The sequence below is a fragment of the Arthrobacter sp. YA7-1 genome, assembly GCF_025960325.1.
In the GTDB taxonomy this organism is placed as follows: Bacteria; Actinomycetota; Actinomycetes; order Actinomycetales; family Micrococcaceae; genus Arthrobacter; species Arthrobacter bambusae_A.
Map to the genome: position 1 here is coordinate 2,624,519 of NZ_CP110114.1, position 21,183 is coordinate 2,645,701.

Annotated in this window: 21 protein-coding genes, 1 tRNA gene and 1 other RNA gene; 11 read left to right on the plus strand and 12 right to left on the minus strand. The window is 64.2% G+C overall.

From position 1 onward, the window contains the following. The first annotated feature begins 18 nt into the window (after positions 1-18). The gene (locus OIT41_RS12295) at positions 19-1,272 is read left to right on the plus strand and encodes a glycosyltransferase 87 family protein (RefSeq protein WP_241709851.1); all 1,254 of its coding nucleotides are present in this window, start codon (positions 19-21) and stop codon (positions 1,270-1,272) included. Here the strand turns inward: OIT41_RS12295 and mptB are convergent. Beyond that, the gene (mptB, locus tag OIT41_RS12300) at positions 1,256-2,881 is read right to left on the minus strand and encodes a polyprenol phosphomannose-dependent alpha 1,6 mannosyltransferase MptB (RefSeq protein ID WP_241709850.1); all 1,626 of its coding nucleotides are present in this window, start codon (positions 2,879-2,881) and stop codon (positions 1,256-1,258) included. The genes OIT41_RS12295 and mptB overlap by 17 nt on opposite strands. A gap of 193 nt (positions 2,882-3,074) precedes the next feature. On the opposite strand from mptB, the gene orn reads away from it, so the two are divergent. The 4 genes from orn to OIT41_RS12320 all read left to right on the plus strand — a co-directional run bounded on the left by orn (position 3,075) and on the right by OIT41_RS12320 (position 5,447). Further along, a complete protein-coding gene (gene orn, locus OIT41_RS12305; RefSeq protein WP_241709882.1) occupies positions 3,075-3,659 on the plus strand; it encodes an oligoribonuclease in 585 nt (194 codons plus the stop codon). 131 nt (positions 3,660-3,790) lie between these two features. Next, positions 3,791-3,863, plus strand: a tRNA-His gene (locus tag OIT41_RS12310). Between the two features lie 123 nt (positions 3,864-3,986). Then, positions 3,987-4,559: a peptide deformylase gene (gene def / locus OIT41_RS12315; protein WP_241709849.1), complete on the plus strand. Its 573-nt coding sequence runs from the start codon at positions 3,987-3,989 to the stop codon at positions 4,557-4,559. Positions 4,560-4,562: 3 nt separating this feature from the next. Then, positions 4,563-5,447: an acyltransferase domain-containing protein gene (locus tag OIT41_RS12320; RefSeq protein ID WP_264636524.1), complete on the plus strand. Its 885-nt coding sequence runs from the start codon at positions 4,563-4,565 to the stop codon at positions 5,445-5,447. Positions 5,448-5,462: 15 nt separating this feature from the next. On the opposite strand, the gene OIT41_RS12325 is transcribed toward OIT41_RS12320, so the two are convergent. The 4 genes from OIT41_RS12325 to rnpB form a co-directional block, all read right to left on the minus strand. Next, positions 5,463-6,260: an HNH endonuclease family protein gene (locus OIT41_RS12325; RefSeq protein WP_241709847.1), complete on the minus strand. Its 798-nt coding sequence runs from the start codon at positions 6,258-6,260 to the stop codon at positions 5,463-5,465. 97 nt (positions 6,261-6,357) lie between these two features. Continuing rightward, positions 6,358-6,567, minus strand: coding sequence for a hypothetical protein (locus OIT41_RS12330; protein WP_241709846.1), 210 nt, complete (start codon positions 6,565-6,567; stop codon positions 6,358-6,360). An 86-nt stretch (positions 6,568-6,653) separates the two neighbouring features. Continuing rightward, a complete protein-coding gene (locus tag OIT41_RS12335; protein WP_241709881.1) occupies positions 6,654-8,114 on the minus strand; it encodes a glyceraldehyde-3-phosphate dehydrogenase in 1,461 nt (486 codons plus the stop codon). A gap of 281 nt (positions 8,115-8,395) precedes the next feature. Further along, an RNA gene (gene rnpB / locus OIT41_RS12340) (RNase P RNA component class A) lies at positions 8,396-8,787 on the minus strand. 103 nt (positions 8,788-8,890) lie between these two features. Between rnpB and OIT41_RS12345 the strand changes: the two genes are divergently transcribed. Next, positions 8,891-9,655, plus strand: a complete 765-nt coding sequence (locus tag OIT41_RS12345; RefSeq protein ID WP_241709845.1) for a YaaA family protein — start codon at positions 8,891-8,893, stop codon at positions 9,653-9,655. A gap of 88 nt (positions 9,656-9,743) precedes the next feature. On the opposite strand, the gene OIT41_RS12350 is transcribed toward OIT41_RS12345, so the two are convergent. Both OIT41_RS12350 and OIT41_RS12355 read right to left on the minus strand, forming a co-directional pair. Next, on the minus strand, positions 9,744-10,481 hold the full coding sequence (locus tag OIT41_RS12350; RefSeq protein ID WP_241709844.1) for a zinc ribbon domain-containing protein: 738 nt from the start codon (positions 10,479-10,481) through the stop codon (positions 9,744-9,746). Positions 10,482-10,578: 97 nt separating this feature from the next. After that, entirely contained in the window at positions 10,579-11,490 is a 912-nt protein-coding gene (locus tag OIT41_RS12355) for a Nif3-like dinuclear metal center hexameric protein (protein WP_241709843.1), read from the minus strand. 146 nt (positions 11,491-11,636) lie between these two features. Between OIT41_RS12355 and msrA the strand changes: the two genes are divergently transcribed. From msrA to epsC, 3 genes are all read left to right on the plus strand, one after another. Next, positions 11,637-12,161 carry a peptide-methionine (S)-S-oxide reductase MsrA gene (msrA, locus tag OIT41_RS12360; RefSeq protein ID WP_241709842.1) on the plus strand — a complete coding sequence of 175 codons (525 nt, stop codon included), beginning with the start codon at positions 11,637-11,639 and terminating at the stop codon, positions 12,159-12,161. A 75-nt stretch (positions 12,162-12,236) separates the two neighbouring features. Continuing rightward, entirely contained in the window at positions 12,237-13,172 is a 936-nt protein-coding gene (gene cysK, locus OIT41_RS12365) for a cysteine synthase A (protein WP_078108644.1), read from the plus strand. A 50-nt stretch (positions 13,173-13,222) separates the two neighbouring features. Then, entirely contained in the window at positions 13,223-13,807 is a 585-nt protein-coding gene (gene epsC / locus OIT41_RS12370; protein ID WP_078108643.1) for a serine O-acetyltransferase EpsC, read from the plus strand. Here epsC and OIT41_RS12375 read toward each other — a convergent pair. Continuing rightward, positions 13,804-14,637 (minus strand): oxidoreductase, encoded by an 834-nt coding sequence (locus OIT41_RS12375; RefSeq protein ID WP_241709841.1) that lies wholly within the window; start codon positions 14,635-14,637, stop codon positions 13,804-13,806. The two genes, epsC and OIT41_RS12375, sit on opposite strands and share 4 nt — an antisense overlap. Before the next feature lie 142 nt (positions 14,638-14,779). After that, positions 14,780-16,216, minus strand: a complete 1,437-nt coding sequence (gene gndA / locus OIT41_RS12380) for an NADP-dependent phosphogluconate dehydrogenase (protein WP_264636525.1) — start codon at positions 16,214-16,216, stop codon at positions 14,780-14,782. Between the two features lie 255 nt (positions 16,217-16,471). Between gndA and OIT41_RS12385 the strand changes: the two genes are divergently transcribed. Then, the gene (locus tag OIT41_RS12385; RefSeq protein ID WP_264636526.1) at positions 16,472-17,200 is read left to right on the plus strand and encodes a FadR/GntR family transcriptional regulator; all 729 of its coding nucleotides are present in this window, start codon (positions 16,472-16,474) and stop codon (positions 17,198-17,200) included. A gap of 28 nt (positions 17,201-17,228) precedes the next feature. On the opposite strand, the gene OIT41_RS12390 is transcribed toward OIT41_RS12385, so the two are convergent. The 3 genes from OIT41_RS12390 to OIT41_RS12400 are packed head-to-tail and all read right to left on the minus strand — an operon-like array spanning position 17,229 to position 19,983. After that, positions 17,229-18,287: an L-idonate 5-dehydrogenase gene (locus tag OIT41_RS12390; RefSeq protein WP_264636527.1), complete on the minus strand. Its 1,059-nt coding sequence runs from the start codon at positions 18,285-18,287 to the stop codon at positions 17,229-17,231. After that, the gene (locus OIT41_RS12395; RefSeq protein WP_078108638.1) at positions 18,287-19,057 is read right to left on the minus strand and encodes an SDR family oxidoreductase; all 771 of its coding nucleotides are present in this window, start codon (positions 19,055-19,057) and stop codon (positions 18,287-18,289) included. The genes OIT41_RS12390 and OIT41_RS12395 overlap by 1 nt, the downstream gene beginning before the upstream one ends. Before the next feature lie 14 nt (positions 19,058-19,071). After that, on the minus strand, positions 19,072-19,983 hold the full coding sequence (locus OIT41_RS12400; RefSeq protein WP_264636528.1) for an NAD(P)-dependent oxidoreductase: 912 nt from the start codon (positions 19,981-19,983) through the stop codon (positions 19,072-19,074). A gap of 71 nt (positions 19,984-20,054) precedes the next feature. Here OIT41_RS12400 and OIT41_RS12405 point away from each other — a divergent pair, with 71 nt between their 5' ends. Continuing rightward, positions 20,055-21,122: a D-2-hydroxyacid dehydrogenase gene (locus OIT41_RS12405; RefSeq protein ID WP_264636529.1), complete on the plus strand. Its 1,068-nt coding sequence runs from the start codon at positions 20,055-20,057 to the stop codon at positions 21,120-21,122. Positions 21,123-21,183: the final 61 nt, after the last annotated feature.

Genomic DNA, 21,183 nt, shown 5'->3' on the forward strand with positions numbered 1-21,183 from the left:
TTTGACGGACTGGTCCGCGTGCGCGACGCCGCCCTGCCGCCTGCCGCCGTCGCCTGGTTCAGCCGCCCTTCCAGCGTCTGGTGGGGTTTTGCCGCCATTCATGTGTACTTCCTCGGCTGGATGGCTAGTTTCTTCCTGACGGGAAACACGTTCAGCGACACTGAGCAGTACCGCCAGTGGGCGATGGCCGGCTACAACCCTGCCGATCTCCATGGAGCCATCAGCCCGTGGGTATACCCCGTGCTCGCCCAGATTCCGATCTTCCTGGCCAACATCGCGGGCCCGGGTCCATACCTCCTGGTGTGGACGTTGATCATCACTGCGCTCAATGCCGCCGGCTTGTTCATCCTGATCCGCGGACCGCGCAGGACAACGGGAATCGCTCCCGCGTGGTGGTGGCTGTTCTTCACCGCTTTCATGGGCTACCTCAGCTTCGCCCGGGTAGAGGGCATCACGGCACCCATTGTCTTGGTCGCCCTGTTGTATGCCGCTACGCGGCCCGTCGCGGCGGGCATCCTCCTCAGCATCGCCACGTGGATCAAAGTCTGGCCGGCCGCCGTCCTGGTACCCATCATCATCGCGAGCCACCGCAGGCTGCGGATCATCGCGTGCGGCGCCGCCGTAACCGCGGCCGTCGCACTGGGCACCTACCTTTCGGGCGGCCTCCCACACATCCTCGACTTTTTGACCAACCAAGGCGAACGCGGCATGCAATTGGAAGCCACGTTCTCAACCCCATGGGTCTGGTTGAGCGTGCTCAACATCGGCGGTTCCAAAATCGCCGACAACGTCGCCATCAACTCCACCGAGGTATACGGCCCGGGAGCCAATGTGGCGGCGTTCATGATGCAGCCGCTCTTGGTGCTTGCCGCCGTCGCCGGCTCCGCCCTCTTGATCTGGGCCCTTCGGCGCGGCGCCGAAGCGGAAGAGCTGTTCCTCGAAGGTGCCCTCATGATGACCACCGCGTTCATCGTGTTCAACAAGGTGGGTTCGCCGCAATTCATCATCTGGCTTGCGCCGGTGGTTATCGCAGGGCTGACCCACGACTGGAATCGTTGGCGGGTTCCCGCCGCGCTCCTCATGGGGATCGCCATGACGACTTTTGTGATCTACCCGCTGTTCTACACGCCGCTGATCCATGCCAACCCGGTGATGGCAACGGTGCTCACCACGCGGAACGTTCTTTTGGTTGTCCTGCTCTGGTGGTCAGTGCAGCGGACGGTGGAACTGGGCCGCAAGTCCGGCGCAAGAACTGCTATTCGGAGCGCCTGAGCCGCTGCTCGAGCCGGCGGAGCAGTTGCGCAGGAGTGGAACGGATCAGCAGCCTGCGGGTGTGGACGTCCAAAACCATCAGGTAGACAGTGAATCCCAAGGCCACCAGGAATGACAGGGAGGATACCTTGACGTTCAACTCCACGAAGGACAGCACCGAAATCTGGTCCTGCGCTCCAAACGCGACGAAAAACGTGACCGCGACATAGAGGGATTTGATCTGCCAGTCGTCCCTGATTCCCGTGACCGCGAGCAGCGGGATGAACCACAGGATGTACCACGGCTGGATGATCGGGGACAGCATGACGACGGCAGCAAACGCCAGGGCCGCGCGGCGCACCAGCCGTGAATAGTCGCCGCGGAACATCAACACCACCACCAGCCCGATTCCGGCCCACTTCATGAGCGTCCGGAGCCCCGTCGCCATGGTGGACCCGGGCAGGCCCAGGAGATTTGCGATCATCTCGACCTGCTGGCCCAGGAAGCCGGAGGGAGAATATCCCGTGTAACCGGGTGTGGGATCGAGGATGGCCCAGACCCAGCCAAAGCCAAGGTTGTAGGGAATGCCGCTCACTGCCAAGACCGCAAAACTGATACCCGCCGTCGCGCCCCAGAACAGGAACTTGCGGGCCCAACTCGCGGCAGGGCCAGCCCACATGAGTCCTATGAAGGGCAAGAGGAGCACCGTGATCGGCTTGATGCCGATGGAAGCCGTCACCAGCAGAAGCCCGGTGATATGGCGTCCGGTGGCTGCGAAGTACATTCCGGCCACGGCCAGGCCCACCATGAGGGCATCGTTGTGGGCGCTGGCTACGAAGCTGATGAGAAAGAGCGGGTTCGCTACGGCGATCCACAGCGCGCGGCCGGGATTGATTCCGTGCATTTCGGCGAGCCTGGGGACATAGATCACGCACAGCACCACTCCGACGGTTGCTAGAACGCGAAAGAGCAAAACGGAAAAATCGGGCTGGGCGTCGGTGATGCCCACCACCCATCTAGCCAGCCACAGGAAGTAGGGCCCGTACGGCGTCTTGGCTTCTGCCCAGGCCGGATCGGCTCCCAGCGAGAACCAGTTGCTGAGCGTGGAAATGCCCGCCGTGTACGGGTTCTGGCCTTCCAGCACCAGCCTGCCTTGGCCGGTGTAAGCGTAAACGTCGCGGGAGTAGATGGGCACGGCAAACATCAGGGGCGCCGCCCACGCCGCAACGGCGACAACCACGGATCTGAGCGAGCCGGGGCCCCAGTCCTTGAGTCTTTGCCCGAGCCTCAACCATGACCTGACCAAAAGCATGGCCCCCGCCGTCAGCAGGATGGTGGAGGTCGTCACGCCCCAGCCCTCCGTGCGCAGGGCGATGACAAGGGGGTGCCTGAACATGGGCGAGCCGTTGGCGATCCAGCCGGCGCCGATCGAACCGACGAAGATCATGAGGGATCCAAAGAATCCTTGCCAGATTGCCACGTAGGCCTTCGCGTGGCCGGGGATTCCGACGCCGAGGTGCGCGGCATTCGGGGAATAGAGACCGGCGACGGCCTTCTCCGACGGCGCCGCGGATTCCTTTGCTTCATCCCGGCTATCTGAGGTGCCCACGCCCGTTCCGCCTGCCGTCATGATATTCCAGTCCCTACCTACATTGGTCCAGCTCATCGATGCAGGCAACAACCGCTCGACAACGGCCCAGTTTACCAGCAGCACTGCGCCGCAGGCTCGGAATGGAGCGCCCCGCCACCCTTCCTGCGCGCCCGAACGGTAGGCTGGGCCAGTGCCTATTACAAATGAACGCATCGTCTGGATCGACTGTGAGATGACCGGTCTCGATCTGGAAAACGACGCCCTGATCGAGGTCGCGGCCTTGGTCACCGATTCGGAGCTAAACATCCTGGGTGATGGCGTGGACGTCGTCATCAAGCCTGAGGACGCCGCGCTTGAGCAGATGAACGACTTCGTCCGCGACATGCACACCCGTTCGAAGCTCCTGGACGAGCTCCCCCATGGCAAGACCATGGCCGAAGCCGAAGCAATCGTTCTGGAGTACATCGAGAAGTGGGTACCGGATCCGAAGAAGGCGCCGTTGGGTGGCAACTCGGTCGGAACCGACCGGATGTTCCTCGCGCGGGACATGCCCACCATCGTCGAACACCTTCACTACCGGGTCATCGACGTCAGCACCATCAAGGAACTCTCACGCCGATGGTTCCCGCGCGCATATTTCCAGTCGCCTGCCAAACATGGCGGCCACCGCGCGCTTGGAGACATCAGGGACTCCATCGAGGAACTGCGCTACTACCGCGAAGCTGTGTTCGTTCCGGCTCCCGGCCCCGACACCGCAACTGCCCAGAAGATCTCCAAGCAGATTGCAGCGGGTCCGGAGACACCGGCAGGCACGTGATCTGCGGCACGTTTCCGGGAATTTTCAACCAAACGGCCAAAAGTGGCAAAACCACTCCCCAAGACGGGGTATAGTTTTTGTCGTTGCCTTCGCAGCCAACGGGTCATTCCGAAAGCATAAAAAGGCACATGGTGGGCGTAGCTCAGTTGGCAGAGCGCCTGGTTGTGGTCCAGGAGGTCGCGGGTTCAACCCCCGTCGCTCACCCTCACGAGATCGGTAGCAGGTTATCGATCGCAGCCAAAGGCCGTACTGGTTATCCAGTGCGGCCTTTGCTTTGTCCGGGCCGATGTCGGCCACCACAGACCGAGAACCAGAGGAACACCTGACATGACCGTCCTGCCAGTCACCATCTGGGGCGAGCCCGTGCTTCACCGCCGGGCGAGTGAAGTGGAAGAGTTCGACGACGAACTGCGCACCTTGATTGCCGACATGTTCGAGACGAACGAAGCCGCCAACGGCGTAGGGTTGGCCGCGCCCCAGGTGGGGGTCGGAAAACGGATCTTCATCTTCAAATACGCGAATGAGGACGATGCTCCGGATGAAGGCGTTCTGGTGAACCCGGTCCTCACGCTCTCCAAGGTCCCCGGCGCCCTTCCCGATCCCGAGGAAGACGTCGAAGGCTGCCTGTCATTCCCTGGGGAGCACTACCCCCTCCAGCGGGCCGAATGGGCCCGCGTCCAAGGCTTCGACGGCTACGGCAACCCGGTGGATTTCGTCGCCACGGGGTGGTTCGCGAGGATCATGCAGCATGAATTCGACCACCTTGATGGCAAGCTCTACGTGAACCGCCTGGTTGACCGCTACGCCAAGAAAGCCATGAAGCAGGCAAAGAAGAACGGCTGGGGCGTACCTGGCCTGAGCTGGATGCCGGGTGTCGACCCGGACCCCTTCGGGCACTGAGCCATGGCCGGCATCGCGCAGGACGAATTGTTCGGGCTTCTCGACATCCACGGTGAGGACGCCGAGGAGTGTGCCTCGCTGCTGGCTTCACCTCCCGGAGACGGCACCCGACGGGCCCTTGCAAGCCTTGACTCCCGCCTGGGTACCTTCCCAAGCACGTCTGCCCCCGCGGACGGCGGCAGCGAAACCGACTGGATCGAGGCGCTCTTGCGCTTCGCACCTGTGGTCCACCGGCATCATCTTTCCCTTGGCATCCCGCCGGCAGCCTCCGCCGCGATCCTGGCGGATGTGGGACTGAACCTCCGTATCAACCGACGGGTCCACGCACGCTTCGGCCTGGACACGTGGGCGTGGCTGACCCTCCACATGGCCGGAAACATCTTCCGGATCGGCCGCTTGCAATTCCACCTTGTCCGCGGCGACGCGGATTTCCCAGACGTCGGAGGCTCCGCCGACGCCGAAGGCTCCGCCCCCGCAGGGGGCTCATGGGTGCTGGGCGTGCACATTCCCGAGGATGGAGGCCTCTCCCCTGCCCTCGTGGACGCGAGCTTCAGCCAGGCCAGGGAGTTCTTCGACCGATACTTCCCGGACAGGCCGGTTTCCGTGGCGAGCTGCGACTCCTGGATGCTGGATCCCTATCTTGCCGATCAGCTGCCGCACAGCAACATCGCGGCTTTTGCCCGCCGATTCACCCTGGACCGCTGCTCAGACGCCCCGGGCGACGCTATCTACTTCACTTTCCGGCAGCGCGGCATGGAAAACCTTGATCGGCTCCCCCGCGAGACGTCACTTCAGCGGGTGGTGCTGGAAAGGATCGAAGACGGCGGGGCCTGGCAGCTTGGCCACGGCCATCTGGCGCTTCCCCCAGCGCGGAGCACTCAGGTTTGACACGGCCTGAGGCGGCTACATCGCCCTGATGGTCCGCTGGCCGGGGCACGAATCCAGGACGCGCTTCATGGCGTCCTTCTCAGCTTGGGTGACCCAGAGCCGGTAGGCGGCTTTGACGGAAATCTGCCGGGCTACGTAATGGCAGCGAAAGCCTTTGTTTGCAGGAAGCCAGCTCGCGGCGTCGCTCGCGCCTTTCTTCACGTTGGCGGGACCATCGACGGCAACCAGGTTCAGGGGGTCATTGGCGAGGCTTCGGCGCTGTTTGGCAGTGAGCTGCTGGGCGCCTTTCTGCCAGGCGTCCCCGAGAGCCACCACATGGTCGATCTGTACCGCCGAGCTGCTTTCGGAGCCCCTGCGGAAATGGATGTCCTGCCCGATATATGGCTCACGTAGTTCCCCGGAAGCGATCCTGCATTTCGAGCCTGCCGTGAACTCCGTTGCCGTCAGATCTCGCCTCAGGATGTCGTTCCTGGTATCGCAGCCGTTCCGGTCGACGTCGAGCCACGCCTGGCCGAACTCGTTGCGGTCGTAGTTGTCCTTGGCGGCACGCCCCTTCACGGCAAGCGCCTCAAGGGCATCAACGGCTGGACCGACGGGTACAGGCTGAACAGCCTCCACCGGCTTCATCCAACCCGGATCGAAGACGGGAGCTTCCGTGGGTCCGTTGCCCGGGTCCTCGCCGACGTCGAACTGGCCCTTGGTGAAGAACCATCCGATGCCGGCCAGTCCACCGGCGACGATGAGTATCACCAACACCCAGGCCTGCCGGGACTGACGGCGGGCGCGCCGATACGCGGCCCAGGTGGTGCTCAAGGGATTGCGTCCTTTCGGGGAGGAATACTTCCCTTGAGCCTAGATCAGGGCGCAGACACCGGCGTCGATATCCCCAATGTGGAGGACAACTCGCGGCTTACTGCTCCTTGGTGACGCGTTTCAAGTCGTCGGCCGCCAGCTCCAGAAGCGACCCCAACTGGAGGACGCGGTCCTCAGTGATATCACCCGCTGCGTGTGCCGCCTTGGCTTCGTCGAGCAGCCGCTGGGCTTCCTTGAGGTTGGCGCGCGCGACGTCCAGGGCGTGTTCCAAGGTTGTTTCGTGTTCCAGAATCTTTTCGCTGTCCATGCCGTCCATTCTTGTCAGGTTTCCCGGCTGATGCCAGCGCATCAGCCGGGAATACCCTGTGTCTTTCCTGACCCGGCCAAGGCCGTTCAGACGCCGGCGGGCTCCAATGTTGCCTTGGGCTCAAGGTCAACAGCGACGCCGCGTGCCGGGAACGACGGCGGGTTCACGCCGGCCATTTCTTCCATGACTCGCACTACCTGGCAGGAGTAGCCGAATTCGTTGTCGTACCAGACGTAGACCACGAGGTGCTTGTCGGTGGCGATGGTGGCCAGACCGTCCACGATGCCTGCCCGGCGGGAGCCCACAAAGTCCGTGGAGACGACCTCGGGTGAGTCGATGAAGTCGATCTGCTTCCGCAGCTCCGAGTGCAGGGACATCTCGCGGAGGTAGTTGTTGACTTCCTCCTTCGTGGTTCCCTTTTCAAGGTTCAGGTTCAGGATGGCCATCGACACGTCCGGGGTGGGAACGCGGATCGCGTTGCCGGTCAACTTGCCCTGCAGTTCCGGGAGGGCCTTCGCCACGGCCTTGGCCGCACCCGTTTCGGTGATGACCATGTTCAAGGCGGCCGAGCGGCCGCGGCGGTCGCCCTTGTGGAAGTTGTCGATCAGGTTCTGGTCGTTCGTGAACGAGTGCACCGTTTCCACGTGGCCGTGGATGACGCCGAACTTGTCGTTGAGCGCTTTGAGCACGGGCGTGATGGCGTTCGTGGTGCAGGACGCCGCGGTGACGATCGTGTCCGTGTCCTCGATGGAGGTGTGGTTGATGCCGTGGACGATGTTCTTCAGATCGCCCTTGCCCGGAGCCGTGAGCAGCACCCGGGCCACACCCTTGCTCTGCAGGTGCTGGGACAGGCCCTCGGCGTCGCGCCAACGGCCCGTGTTATCGACCACCAGGGCATCCTTGATGCCATAAGCCGTGTAGTCGACAGTGGAGGGGTTGTCCGAGTAGATGACCTGCACCTGGACACCGTTGGCCGTAATCGTGTTGGCGGCCTCGTCCACGCGGATGGTGCCTTCGAAGGAACCGTGCACGGAGTCGCGGCGCAGCAGGCTGGCACGCTTGACGAGGTCGTTCTCCGCGCCCTTGCGGACCACGATCGCGCGCAGCCGCAGGCCGTGCCCGCCGCCGGCCTTTTCGATCAGGAGGCGGGCCAGCAGGCGGCCGATGCGGCCGAAACCGTAGAGCACGACGTCGGTGCTGGTCCGGTCGTCCGCGCCGCGGCGCCCGACAACCTCGGCAAGTTCGGCGCGGAGGAAGTCCTCCAAGGGCGTTCCCGCAGCCTCGGCCTTGTACTTCTCGTTCAGGCGGGCGATGTCGATCGCAGCAGCCCCGAGGTCAAGTTCGGCGAGGATGTTCAGCAGCGGCGCGGTTTCTTCGAGACGAAGTTCGTCCTTGCTCATCCGCCGCGCAAACCGGTGGGCTTTCAGGATGTTCATCGACGACTTGTTGATCAAGCTGCGCCCGTGGATGCTCGTCACCACGTTGTTCTCACGGTACAGCCGGCCGATCACCGGAATCATGGCCTCGGCCAGCGCTTCGCGGCCCATCCACGTATCAAGACAAGAATCTGATGACTGGCTCACAGAACTACCTTCCTAGGGTCAGCTACATACGTCCTCGTACGTAGATGGCGGCCGCCCGGAGTAATCCTGCGGCACTGGCATCGGCGGGACTTCGGTCTGCCCGGACACCTCGAACGCTGCAAAGAAAAACCGCCGGCTGCGAACGCAGAACCGGCGGTGGAACTTCTACGTTCACTGTCCATTCTAAGGTCTGGCACCGGAGGCCTTGGCCGCCGGACTGCGTGAAATCACTCACACAAGGCTGAGGGATGGGTTGACCGATACGCCGGGTTCTGTCCTCCCGCGCCGTTGCCGGCGAAGGAGTGGCGACCATCCATCTACGAACGCCGTTGCCGACGCCCTCCAGCGGCCTACCCGGGCACTCGGGCGAGCAGCCCTCGATCGTGCCCTGTCTGGCCTTGCTCCGGGTGGGGTTTACCTAGCCTCCCTGGTCACCCAAGGAGCTGGTGGTCTCTTACACCACCGTTTCACCCTTACCTGCTGCCTGCCCGTGCTGGCACAAGCAGGCGCGGGCGGTCTGTTCTCTGTGGCACTGGCCTGCGGGTTACCCCGAGTGGGCGTTACCCACCACCCTGCCCTGTGGAGCCCGGACGTTCCTCGAGCCACTCACGTGGCGCGCGGCCGCCTGGTCAACCCATCCGCCGTCCAGTCTACCGGCGTCGGGCGCTCCGTATTTCCGGAAGGCCCTCCTGGGCTGCACGTCTGACAGATGGCCCGCTTAATGCAGCTAATATCGACTGGTGCTGATCCTGCTGCCGCCCTCCGAAGGCAAGACCCCCGCTGAGAAGGGCTCCGCCGTCGAATGGGAGTCCCTGAGCTTTCCCGAACTCAACAGCTACCGGGCCAAAGTGCTCGACGCGCTGGGCCTGGTCAGCGCGCATGAGGACGCCCTCGCCCTCCTGGGGGTGGGCGCCTCGTTGAAGGACGACGTCGAACGCAATACCCGGCTCCACGACGAACCCGCGGCCCCGGCCCACCAGGTGTATTCCGGGGTTCTCTACGACGCGCTCGGCTACAAGACCCTGGCACCGGCGCAGCGCCGCAAAGCGGTCGAGTCGATCCTCGTAGTGTCCGCCCTGTGGGGCGCAATCGGCTTCGGCGACCGTGTGCCCGCCTACCGCTTGTCCATGGGAACGGCACTGCCCGACGTCGGGCGCCTCGCGTCGTTCTGGAAGCCGCAGCTCACGCAGGCCCTCGCCTCGCGCGTGGAGGGCGAACTGCTGGTGGATTGCCGGTCCAGCACTTATGCCGCGGCTTGGGCCCCGCCTGCCGCGCAGACGGTCTCCGTCAACGTCTTTTCCGAGTCCTATGGAAAGCGCACCGTGGTCAGTCACTTCGCCAAGCACACCCGCGGCGAACTGGCCAGGCACTTGTTAAGCCGTCGAGGCAAGGCGCCCGGAACGCCCGGACAGTTGCTTAAGGCCGCCTCGGAAAAATGGACGGCGGAGTTGACGGAAGGCACGGCGCGCAAGCCGCACACCCTCAGCATCATCCTCCCCAACTAGCTAGCAGCAAGTGTCGTTTTGACGCCTGAAAACGACATTAACTGCGAGTCAGTCGGGCGGACCGGTCAGTTGGGTGCGGAACAGGCGGTTAGTTCCATTCGGCGGAGCGCACCAGGATGCAGCCGGAATCGGGACAGAACACGATCTCGTCCTCGGACGCAGCCTTGACCTCGGCAAGGTCGCCGGGGCTGAGGGTCATCCCCGAGCCTTCGGACTTCCCGTGGAAGAGCCTGGCGGCCCCCACGCCACGCCTGGCGAGGGTCTTTTCGTAGATGGCCACCATCCCGGCGTCGAGCCCTTCGGCGAAGCCGGACCGCTGGGCGCGCACGTCGGCCTCTTCGGCAACAATCTCGGCGATCGCGGCGTCCAGCTCGGCACGGATCCCGGAGAACGAGCCCTGGATGTCATCGACGATCTGCTGTTGCGCGGCTTGGCGCTCCCTGAGTCCGTCCAAGCGTTCCAGGATTTCCAGCTCGACATCCTCGAGGTCCGACCGGCGCTTGTTCAGTGACGCGATATCGCTTTGCAGCGCGACGAGGTCCTTGGAGAGCCCGGTGCCGCTGTTCAACCTGGCTTCATCCCGCTCAATGCGCCCGGCCACTTGCTCGACGTCGGCCTCTGACCTGCGGAGCTCGGCTTCGGCGTCGTGGACGGCAAGCTTCGCGGCCCCGAGCGCCCCGTTGGCCACGCTGAGGGCGTCCTGCAAATCGGTGATGCGGGGGTCCGTCTCCAACGTGCGGCGGCGGTTCGCCAAGGATTTGAGCTTCGCATCCAACCCCTGCAGTTCGAGCAATTTCAACTGTTCCGCCGGTGCTGCCTTGGCCACGCTTACCTCCGCTTGATCGTGCCGGGGTTGGTCTTCAGCCCCAGCCAGGCCTTGGGCCTGCTTGTCTCGACTCTATCGCGTAGCGTGCTCCCCCGGCTTAGCCGGGAGTCAGAATGAAGTCCCACGGATCGCTGTTGGTGGTTGCCACACGGATCTCGACGTCGTGGCCCTGGTCCGCGAGTACGTTGCCGAGCGCTTCGGCCGCGGCGGGAAGCCAGAGCCACTCGCTCGCGAAATGCGATACGTCAATGAGGTACGGCCGGCCCTCAACGGCGGCTTCGCGGGCCTCGGACGCCGGGTGGTGCCGCATATCCGCAGTAACGTAGATGTCCGCCTGGCTGGCGCGGACGGCGTCGAAGAGACTGTCGCCGGCACCCCCGCAGACGGCTACGCGGCGCACGAGCCCGTCCTTGTCTCCGGCGACCCGCACGCCTCCGGCCACGGAGGGCAGGATCTCGAACACCCGTGCGGCGAAATCTCCAAGCGTCATGAGTTCGGGCAGGTCCCCGACCCTGCCGATTCCCTCTTCCGGCAATCCATGGGCAGCAGGCGCCAGCGGAACCACGTTGTCCAGTCCGAAGGCGTCGGCGAGGACATCCGAAACGCCTCCGACGGCGGAGTCCCCGTTGGTGTGCACGGTCAGCAGACCGGTACCCGATTCAATAAGCCGATGGACCGCCAGGCCCTTGGCGCTCGTGGCAGCTACGGAGGTGACGCCTTTGAGCAGCAACGGGTGGTGCGCGACGAGGAGCTCGGCTCCCCATTCGATGGCCTCTTCAATCGCGGCGAGGGTCGGATCCACAGCGAACATGACCTTGGTGACGGTGGCGGTTGGCCGTCCGACCACCAGTCCGACCTCGTCCCATTCCTCGGCAAGCGATTCCGGCCAAAGCTCCTCCACTGCCAAGAGGACCTGACCGAGTGTTGGGCTACCTGGCGTCCCCGCCGCTCCATTCTCCGGTTCTTCGCCGGATCCTGTGTCTGCAACCGCGGTGTTCACAGCTTCCATGCATTACATTCTTGCGCATCCGGCGGCCAAGTCGCGCTTGCGGCCACCCGACGGCTTGAGATTGTTGCCACCGGCCGGGTCACTGCCGTCACAGTCCCGTAAGGTTGTGCGGGAATCATCCAGGACTCCCGGCCATTGAAGAGATCATGAAAACTTTTGTACTTGGCGGAGGCTGCTTCTGGTGCCTCGACGCCGTCTATCAGAAGACCAAGGGCGTCAGTTCCGTGGTTTCCGGCTACACGGGCGGGCACATCCGCAACCCTGACTATTACGATGTCTGCTCCGGGATGACAGGCCACGCGGAGGTCGTCGCCGTGACTTTCGACGAGGACATCATCCCGGCGGATATCATCCTGGACATGTTCTTCGCCCTGCACGATCCCACCACACTCAACCGCCAGGGATACGACGTCGGAACCCAGTACCGTTCCTCGATGTTCTACACCACCACGGAAGAAAAGATCCTCTTCGAAGAGGCCATCCTCCGGAACCAGGAACTGTGGTCCAAGCCGATTGTGACCGAGGTGAGCAGGCTGTCGGAGTTCTACGAAGCCGAGTCGATCCACCAGGACTATTACGCCAAGTTCCCCGAGCAGGGCTATTGCCAGGTCATCATCAACCCCAAGCTCGCCAAGGCCCGGAAATATTACTCTTCGTGGCTCCGCGCGTAGCAGCGTGTAGCACCGCTCGTTAGGCTGACCTCAGCAGTAGCTATTTCAGCGAATTCAGAGAATAGGCATGATTACATGGCACGGATCTACGACGACGTCACCCAGCTGATCGGCGGAACCCCCCTGGTCCGCTTGAACAGGCTCACCGAAGGCTTGGACGCCACGGTTGCCGTGAAGCTGGAGTTCTACAACCCCGCCAACAGCGTCAAGGACCGCATCGGCGTCGCCATCGTCGACGCCGCCGAGAAATCCGGTGCGCTGAAGCCGGGCGGCACCATCGTCGAAGGAACGTCGGGCAACACCGGCATCGCGCTGGCCCTGGTCGGCGCGGCGCGCGGTTACAAAGTCATCCTGACCATGCCGGAAACCATGTCCACCGAGCGCCGCGTCATGCTGCGCGCCTACGGTGCCGAGATTGTCCTGACCCCGGGCTCCGAAGGCATGCGCGGCGCGGTCGAGAAGGCACAGGAGATCGTCGCCAACACCGAGAACTCCATCTGGGCCCAGCAGTTCGCCAACGAGGCAAACCCGGCAATCCACCGCGCCACCACGGCCGAGGAAATCTGGGCAGACACCGAAGGCGGAGTGGACATCTTCGTCGGCGGCGTCGGCACGGGCGGCACCATCACCGGCGTCGGGCAGGTCCTGAAGGAGCGCAAGCCCGAAATCCAGATCGTGGCCGTTGAGCCCAAGGACTCTCCCATTCTGAACGGCGGCGCCGCCGGCCCGCACAAGATCCAGGGCCTCGGCGCAAACTTCATTCCGGAAATCCTGGACACCAACGTCTACGATGAGGTCCTCGACGCAACCCTCGAGGACTCTGTGGCCACCGCGCGTGCCCTCGGCACCAAGGAAGGCATCCTGGGCGGCATCTCGGCCGGTGCGGCCGTGTGGGGCGCGCTCGAGCTCGCGAAGCGTCCGGAGAACAAGGACAAGCTCATCGTGGCAATCGTTCCCGACTTCGGCGAACGTTACATCTCCACGGTGCTTTTTGACGACATTCGCGGCTGATTGCGGACCCCGCGCAACCGCTTTCTTTCATTTCCTGTAGAAAGGTCTTTGTGAGCTTCTTCGCAAGACTTATGGAGGACCTCGAGGCCGCCCGGTCACATGACCCGGCGGCCCGAGGTTCCTTTGAGAACTTTTTTGCCTACTCCGGCCTGCATGCCATCTGGGCACACCGCCTGACGCACAAATTGTGGCAAAACCCCGAGCTGCGGTTCCCGGCACGGCTTATTTCCCAGCTTGCCCGGTTCCTGACCGGCATCGAGATCCACCCCGGCGCGACCATCGGCCGCAGGTTCTTCATTGACCACGGCATGGGGGTGGTCATCGGCGAGACCGCCGAGATCGGCGAAGACGTCATGATCTACCACGGTGTGACGCTGGGTGGACGTTCCTTGGCCAAGGTCAAGCGCCACCCCACCATCGGAGACCGCGTCACGATCGGGGCCGGGGCGAAGGTCCTTGGGCCCATCACCATCGGCGCCGACAGCGCCGTTGGCGCCAACGCCGTCGTGGTCAAGGACGCACCGCCTGAGTCGATCATCACCGGCGTTCCCGCAACATGGCGGCACCGTGATGCCAAGAGCGAAACCAAACCCGCCGTCGATCCCGCCGAGTACTACATCGAGTACCGGATCTAGCCGGAAAAGCGCTTGTAGGCGTTCCAGAAAACGTTGTCGAAGGCCCGGTCGGGAAGCACCCGGCGCAGGGCCAGGATGGTCCAGGCTCCCCTGCCCACCGGGTATCGGGTCCTGGGCCGGCGCGACGTTGCCGCGTGAAGGATAGCGCCCGCCACCACACGCGGGGGCGTTGACAGCGCGGTTCCCGATGTCGATGCCAAAGCGGCCGCCACGATCCGGGCCTGCTCGCGATATGGTCCATGTCCCGAAACCGTCAGCAGGCTCTCCCCCGCGATGGTTCCCCATTCCGTGTCCGTGCCGGCAGGCTCGATGATTGCCACATCAATGCCATGGGGTTTCAGTTCCAGGCGCAGGGAGTCGCTCATGCCCTCGACGGCGAACTTCGTTCCGTGGTACCAGGCGCCGAGGGGTTCGTACATTTTGCCGCCGATCGAGGAGACATTGATGATCCTGCCGGACCCCGCAGCCCGCATCGCGGGGATCACCAGCTGCGACATCCGGGCGAGACCGAAGACGTTGACTTCGAACTGGCGCCGGCCTTCGTCCAGCGGCACCTCTTCCAAGGAACCGTAGGACCCGTATCCGGCGTTGTTGACCAGCACGTCGATCCGTCCCTGCTCGGCCATGACGAGGTCCACGGCGGCCTTCATCGAGCCTTCCTCAGTGACGTCGAGGGACAACACCTTGATTCCGTGGGCCTTCAGCGGCTCCATTTTTTCGACCCGCCGCGCCCCCGCGTACACGACCATTCCTGCTTTGCTGAGCTTGATAGCGGCTTCGAAACCGATCCCGGTTGATGCACCGGTGACAAATGCGACGCGTTGCGGCATGGACTGCTCCTCGTGTTGCGTGTGGCGTTTTCTTTCCGGACCTGGCTACGGCAAAGGCCGGCGCCTCCACAGTATCGGGGAAGTGCCGGCCTTAGCCGTGAACCGAGCGGGGCCTGCCCCAATCTGTGGGGCAGCAGGGTCCTTAGTGGGTGTCGACTGCCGAGACCTCGGACTTGTCTTCGCCCCACAGGGTATGGAAGGTGCCTTCGGCGTCAACGCGGCCGTAGGTGTGCGCCCCGAAGAGGTCGCGCTGTCCCTGGATGACCGCTGCGGCGAGGCGCTTGCGGCGAAGCCCGTCGTAGTAGGCCAGCGAGGAGGAGAACACGGGAACCGGGATGCCCAGCTGGACGGCCGTGGCCACCACGCGGCGCCATGCTGGAAGCGCGCCGGCGATCGCCTTGGTGAAGGCCGGGGCGAACAGCAGGTTGGCGGGCTTCTCCTCGGCTGCGTAGGCGTTGGTGATTTCCTTGAGCAGCTCAGCGCGGATGATGCAGCCGCCGCGCCACAGCGAAGCGATTTCGTCGAGCTTGAGGTCCCAGCCGTATTCCTTCGCGGCCGAGGTCAGCATGTCCAGGCCCTGGGCGTAGGAAACCAGCTTGGAGGCGTAGAGCGCCTGGCGGACGTCCTCGACGAAGTTCTCCGGGATTTCGACGGCGATTTCCTCGCCGGCGAGCAGCTCCTGGCCGAGCTTGCGCTGCTCCGCCTGGGAAGACAGCGCTCGTGCGAAGACGGACTCTGCGATACCCGAAACCGGGGAACCGAGTTCGAGGGCGGAGATGACCGTCCAGCGGCCGGTGCCCTTCTGGCCGGCAGCGTCCACGACGACGTCGACGAACGGCTTGCCCGTCTTGGCGTCGACGTGGCCCAGGACCTCTGCGGAGATTTCGATCAGGAAGGAAGCGAGTTCGCCCTTGTTCCATTCGGTGAAGATCCTGGACTGCTCGGCCGGCTCGATGCCGGCGCCGGAGCGGAGGAGATCGAAGGCTTCGCCGATGACCTGCATGTCGGCGTATTCGATGCCGTTGTGGACCATCTTGACGAAGTGGCCGGCACCGTCGGTGCCTATCCAGGCGCAGCACGGCTTGCCGTCAACCTTGGCGGAGATCTTTTCGAGCAGCGGGCCCAGGGCGTCGTAGGACTCCTTGGAACCGCCGGGCATGATGGAGGGGCCGTTGAGGGCGCCCTCTTCGCCCCCGGATACGCCGACGCCCACGAAGTGCAGGTCCTTCTCGGCCAGCGCGGATTCGCGGCGGCGGGTGTCCTCGTAGTGCGAGTTGCCGGCGTCGATCACGATGTCACCGGGTTCCAGCAAGGGAACGAGCTGGTCGATGACGGCGTCAACCGGCTTGCCGGCCTTCACCATGATCAGGACACGCCGGGGCTTCTCGAGGGAGTCCACGAGTTCCTGGAGGGTTTCCGTGCGGATGAAGTTGCCGTCCGTGCCGTGCTTGGCCAGCAGGGCGTCGGTCTTTTCGACGGAGCGGTTGTGCAGGGCAACGGTGAAGCCGTTGCGGGCCAGGTTGCGGGCCAGATTGGCGCCCATCACCGCGAGGCCGGTGACACCGATGTGTGCTGACATCAAAACTCCAATTCATTCTTGTGCATCGAGTCCTGCTAGGAGCGAGGAAACGCTTTCTAGAGCAGTAGCTGGAATAAACCATACGTATTCGGACCACGTCTGGGAAAGTTGAGCCCACGTTTTGGAAACGTCCGCGTCACAAAAGAGTCTATGTTGCTGGCCCGCGCTGTGGGGAGTTGCTGGCCCGCGCTGTGGGGAGTTCCCCGGGCCCGGGCTTCCGCTGGCGGAGTGCCCGCCGCCACTATGCTTACGACTATGTCAACCAGTCTCCACTACCGCGCTGTCGAGCATCTGGGTACCCGGATCGTCGGCGGTAAGCTCCCCACCGGCCACGTCATGCTGGCTGAGCACCTTGAGGAGGAGCTCAAGGTGTCACGCTCGGTGGTGCGGGAAGCCGTCAGGGTATTGCAGTCTTTGGGTCTGGTGGAAACCATCAAGCGTGTCGGCATCCGGGTCCTCCCCGCGGACCGCTGGAATCCCTTCGATCCGCTGGTGATCCGCTGGCGGCTGGCCGGAGAAGGGCGTGGCGCACAGTTGCGCTCCCTCGCCGAACTCCGCTCCGCCGTCGAGCCCGTGGCCGCGGAACTGGCCGCGGAAAACGCTCCGGAGTCCCTGCGCAGCGAGCTGTTGGACATTTCCCTGGCCATGCGTGATGCGGGCCGCGCGGGCGACATGCCCACCTTCCTGGACCTCGACATCCGCTTTCACGCGCTGGTGCTCTCCGGTTCCGGCAATGAAATGTTCGCGAACCTGATCGGCCAGGTCACCGAGACCCTCACCGGCCGGACCGTTCACGGGCTCATGCCCGAACATCCGAAGGAAACGGCCCTGCAATGGCATCTGGATGTAGCCCAGGGCATCCGGGACGGAGACGGCGACAAGGCCCGCGAGGCCTCCTCCAACATCATGCGGGAGACCATCGCGGACCTGTCACCGGGCTGGGAAGGCCAGCCACGGGTGTTCGTTCCAGTCGAGCGGCGCTGACGGCCGAACGTCCGCGCCGCCCGGGAACCTAGGCCACAGGCTGGAAGTTCAGCAGGACCTTCCCCGATTCGGCCGAGTTCCTGGCCACTTCGAAGGCCTCCAGGCCCCGGTCCAGCGTGAATTCGTGGGTGACCACCGGATCAACATAGAGCGAACCGTCCGCGAGCGCCGCAATGACCTCGTCGATCTCGTCGTTGAAACGGAAGGATCCGAGCAGTTCGAGCTCGCGGGTGATGGCCAGCGAAATGAAGACCGGCTGCGGTCCGGAGGGCAGCAACCCGACCATGACCACCTTCCCGCCGCGTACCGCACCCTTGATGGCCGAGGCCAGTCCGAAGTGGCTGCCGGAGGACTCGATGACGACGTCGGCCTCCACTGCGGCGATGGCCTCCGCATCGTCGCCCTTGAGGACCTCGTCCGCGCCCACCGCACGCGCGATCTCAAGAGGCTTGTCATGCATGTCGACGGCCACGATCCGGGTTGCACCCGCGCGCTTGAGGACGGCAACTGCCAGCGCGCCGATCGGACCACTTCCGATCACCAAGGCTGTCTTGCCGGCCACCTCCCCTGCGCGGGCGACGGCATGCCAGGCAACGCTGGCCGGCTCCACAAGCGCCGCCGTGCGCAAGTCCAGCGTGGCCGGAAGCGCCCGGAGCATGCGGGAGGGCAAGGTGGCGTAGCGGCTGAAGGCTCCGTCCGTGTGCGGGTACCGTGCGGCACTTCCGAGGTAGGTGCAGCCCGGGGAGAGGTTCGGCCGGTCTTCCGGGTACTTGGCGGCACCCGGGGCCGGAGTCGCCGGGTGCACCGCGACGGCGGTTCCGGCCGCCGGTCCGCTGCCATCGGCGGCCTGCTGGACGACTGTGCCGACGATTTCGTGGCCCAGGACCATCGGGGCCTTGAGGATTGACTCCCCCGCGGCGCCATGGAGCCAGTAGTGCAGGTCCGAGCCGCAGATGCCGCCGTAGGCGATCTCGACGACGGCCTGGTCAGGGGTGGGAACAACGAGGGCTATGTCCTCGATGCGAAGGTCGCCGGCGGCGTGGGCCACCACCGCGGGTGAAGACTGGGGAAGCTGGAAATCGCTCATTAGACGACCACCGTCATTCCGCCGTCGACAAAGATCGTCTGGCCGTTGACGAAGTTCGATGCCTCCGAGGCAAGCCATACCGCCGGACCGGCGAGATCCGCCACGGTGCCCCATCGGTGGGCCGGCGTCCGGCCAAGGATCCAGGAGTTGAAGTCGGGATCGTCCACGAGGTTCTGGGTCATCTCGGTGTGGATGTAGCCCGGTGCGATGCCGTTGATCTGAAGGCCGGAGGCCGCCCACTCGGCCGTCATGGCGCGTGTCAGGTTGCGCAGGCCGCCCTTGGCAGCGACATAGGGGGCGATCGTGGGGCGTGCCAGGTCGGTCTGCACCGAGCAGATGTTGATGATCTTGCCGCGGCCCCGCGGGATCATGTGGCGGGCGGCTTCGCGTCCTACGAGGAAGGCGCTGGTCAGGTCGGTGGTGATGACCCGCTCCCAGTCCTTCACATCCAGGTCCAGCATCGGCACGCGGTGCTGGATTCCCGCATTGTTGACGAGGATATCGAGCGGGCCGACGTTCTCCTCGACCCAGGCGATACCCCGGGCCGCTTCGGTGTCGCTCGTGACGTCGAACGCACAGCTATGGATGCGCCCGGGCCCGAAGTCCGCCGCCATGGCGGCTTCCGCGTCCTTGAGCCGTTCCGTGTTGATGCCGTTGAGGACAACGGTGGCACCGGCGTCGGCCAATCCGCGGGCCAGCGCGTTGCCGATGCCGCGGCTGGATCCTGTAACGAGCGCAACGCGCCCGGTAAGATCGAAGAGTCCACTCATGGTTGTTTCCTTACTTAGTTCGAAGGACTTAGGGAAGTGTCGCTGAGGTTGGCGATGGCCTTGCGGACAACTGCGAGGTCCTGGTCGCCAAGTCCCTGATCGATCAGTTCGCGGTAGAGTTCGACGCCGGCTGTCGCCATCGGGACGGCGGCGCCGGCCGCTTCAGCGCTTTGGAGGACGAACGTGAGGTCCTTGTGCATGAACTTCGCGGGACCTGTGGGCGCGTAATCCTTGGCTGCGAGGCGCGGGCCGACAAACTCCAGGACCCGGCTTCCGGCGAGTCCGCCGGCCAGGACCTCGAAGAGGGCAGAAGCAGCCATGCCCGAGCGCTCGGCGAGTTCAGCGGCTTCCGCGAGCGCCGCCGTCGTGGTCCCGACGATCAATTGGTTACAGGCCTTCGCGAGCGAACCGGCGCCCAGCTTGCCCATCCGGCGGACAGTGGTTCCCATGGATTGGAGGAGGGGCAGCGATCGCTGGAAGTCTTCTTCGGTGGCTCCGACCATGATGGCGAGCGTGCCGTCCTGCGCGCCTTTGGTGCCCCCGCTGACCGGGGCATCGACGACGACGGCGTTCCCGCCGCTTGCGCCATGGACCGTCCGGCCGAATTCCCGCACGGCGGTCGGGGACACGCTGCTCATGATGACGATCGTCGTTCCGGGAAGCGGTGCGTCCGAGCGCCAGGAGTCGAGGAGCGGCGCGGCGGCATCCTGGATGTAGGAGAGATCCGGGAGCATGAAAATAATGACGGGTTGGTCCCGGAGCCCGGCAACCGACTCCGAACGCGTTCCGCCGAGCTTCTCCAATTCGGCGAGCGCTTCGGAGGAGCGGTTCCACGCAGTGACCTCCCAGCCGTTGCCGATCAGATTGGCAGCCATGGGGAAACCCATGAGCCCTAGCCCCACAAAACCTGCGGTCTTGGCGGTCATCTTTGGCGTACACCTCACTTCTTTGTGGTTCATCTTTCAAAAACTGTTCAATATCCTAGCCTCAATTCAGTATGATGAACACCATGACGACTGATGAACTCACCATCGCGATCGCTGTCCCGCTCGAAGCTGAGCATGTGGAGCGAATCCGCGCCGTAGATCCGGGCATTACGGTGCTCTACGAACCCGAACTGCTTCCTCCGGAACGCTTCCCGGCCGACCATTCAGGCGATCCGGACTTCAAGCGGACTCCCGAACAAGAGGAACGCTACTGGTCGATGTTGAACAAGGCCCAGATCCTCTACGGCTTCCCCAACGAGAATCCGGCCGGCCTGGCACGCATCGCGCAAAGCAACCCGCACCTGCAGTGGATCCACGCCATGGCCGCAGGTGCCGGTGGCGCCGTGAAGGCTTCCGGCCTCGACAGCGAGACCCTGCAGAAGTTCAAGGTCACCACGTCCGCAGGCGTGCATGCGCTTCCGCTGGCTGAATTCGCGGCCCTGGGCATCCTCAACGGGTTCAAGCGCAGCGGGGAACTTGCCCAGGACCAGGCTGCGAAGGTCTGGCCCGAGCTGCGCACCCCCACCAAACTTGTGAACGGCTCCAAGCTGGTCATCACGGGCCTCGGCGAAATCGGCCTCGAGACCGCCCGCATCGCCCGCGCCCTTGGAATGAAGGTGAGCGGAACCAAGCGGAACATCGAAGCGATCGAAGGAATCGACGAGGTCGCGGACAACGATGGCCTGCCGGGCCTCCTGGCCAGCGCCGACGCCGTCGTCAACACGCTCCCCGGCACGCCCTACACGGAGAAACTCTTCAACCACGACGTCTTCTCGGCGATGAAGCCCGGCACGGTTTTCGTCAACGTTGGGCGTGGAACCGTGGTTGACGAAGAGGCGCTCCTCGAAGCCCTGGACAACGGCCAGGTGTCCTACGCCTGCCTGGACGTCTTCGCCGTCGAGCCGCTCCCCCAGGACAGCCCGCTGTGGAACCACACGAACGTCATGGTCTCCCCGCACACGTCGGCACTCAGCGCTGCGGAAAACCGGCTCATCGCTGAGCGCTTCGCCAGCAACTTGCGCACGTTCCTCGACGGCGGGGAGCTCCCCCACCTTGTGGACACGGTGCACTTCTACTAAACCGCCGACTTTCCCAGCTCCATCCAAGCGGCCCCTCCGGTATTCCGGAGGGGCCGCTTTG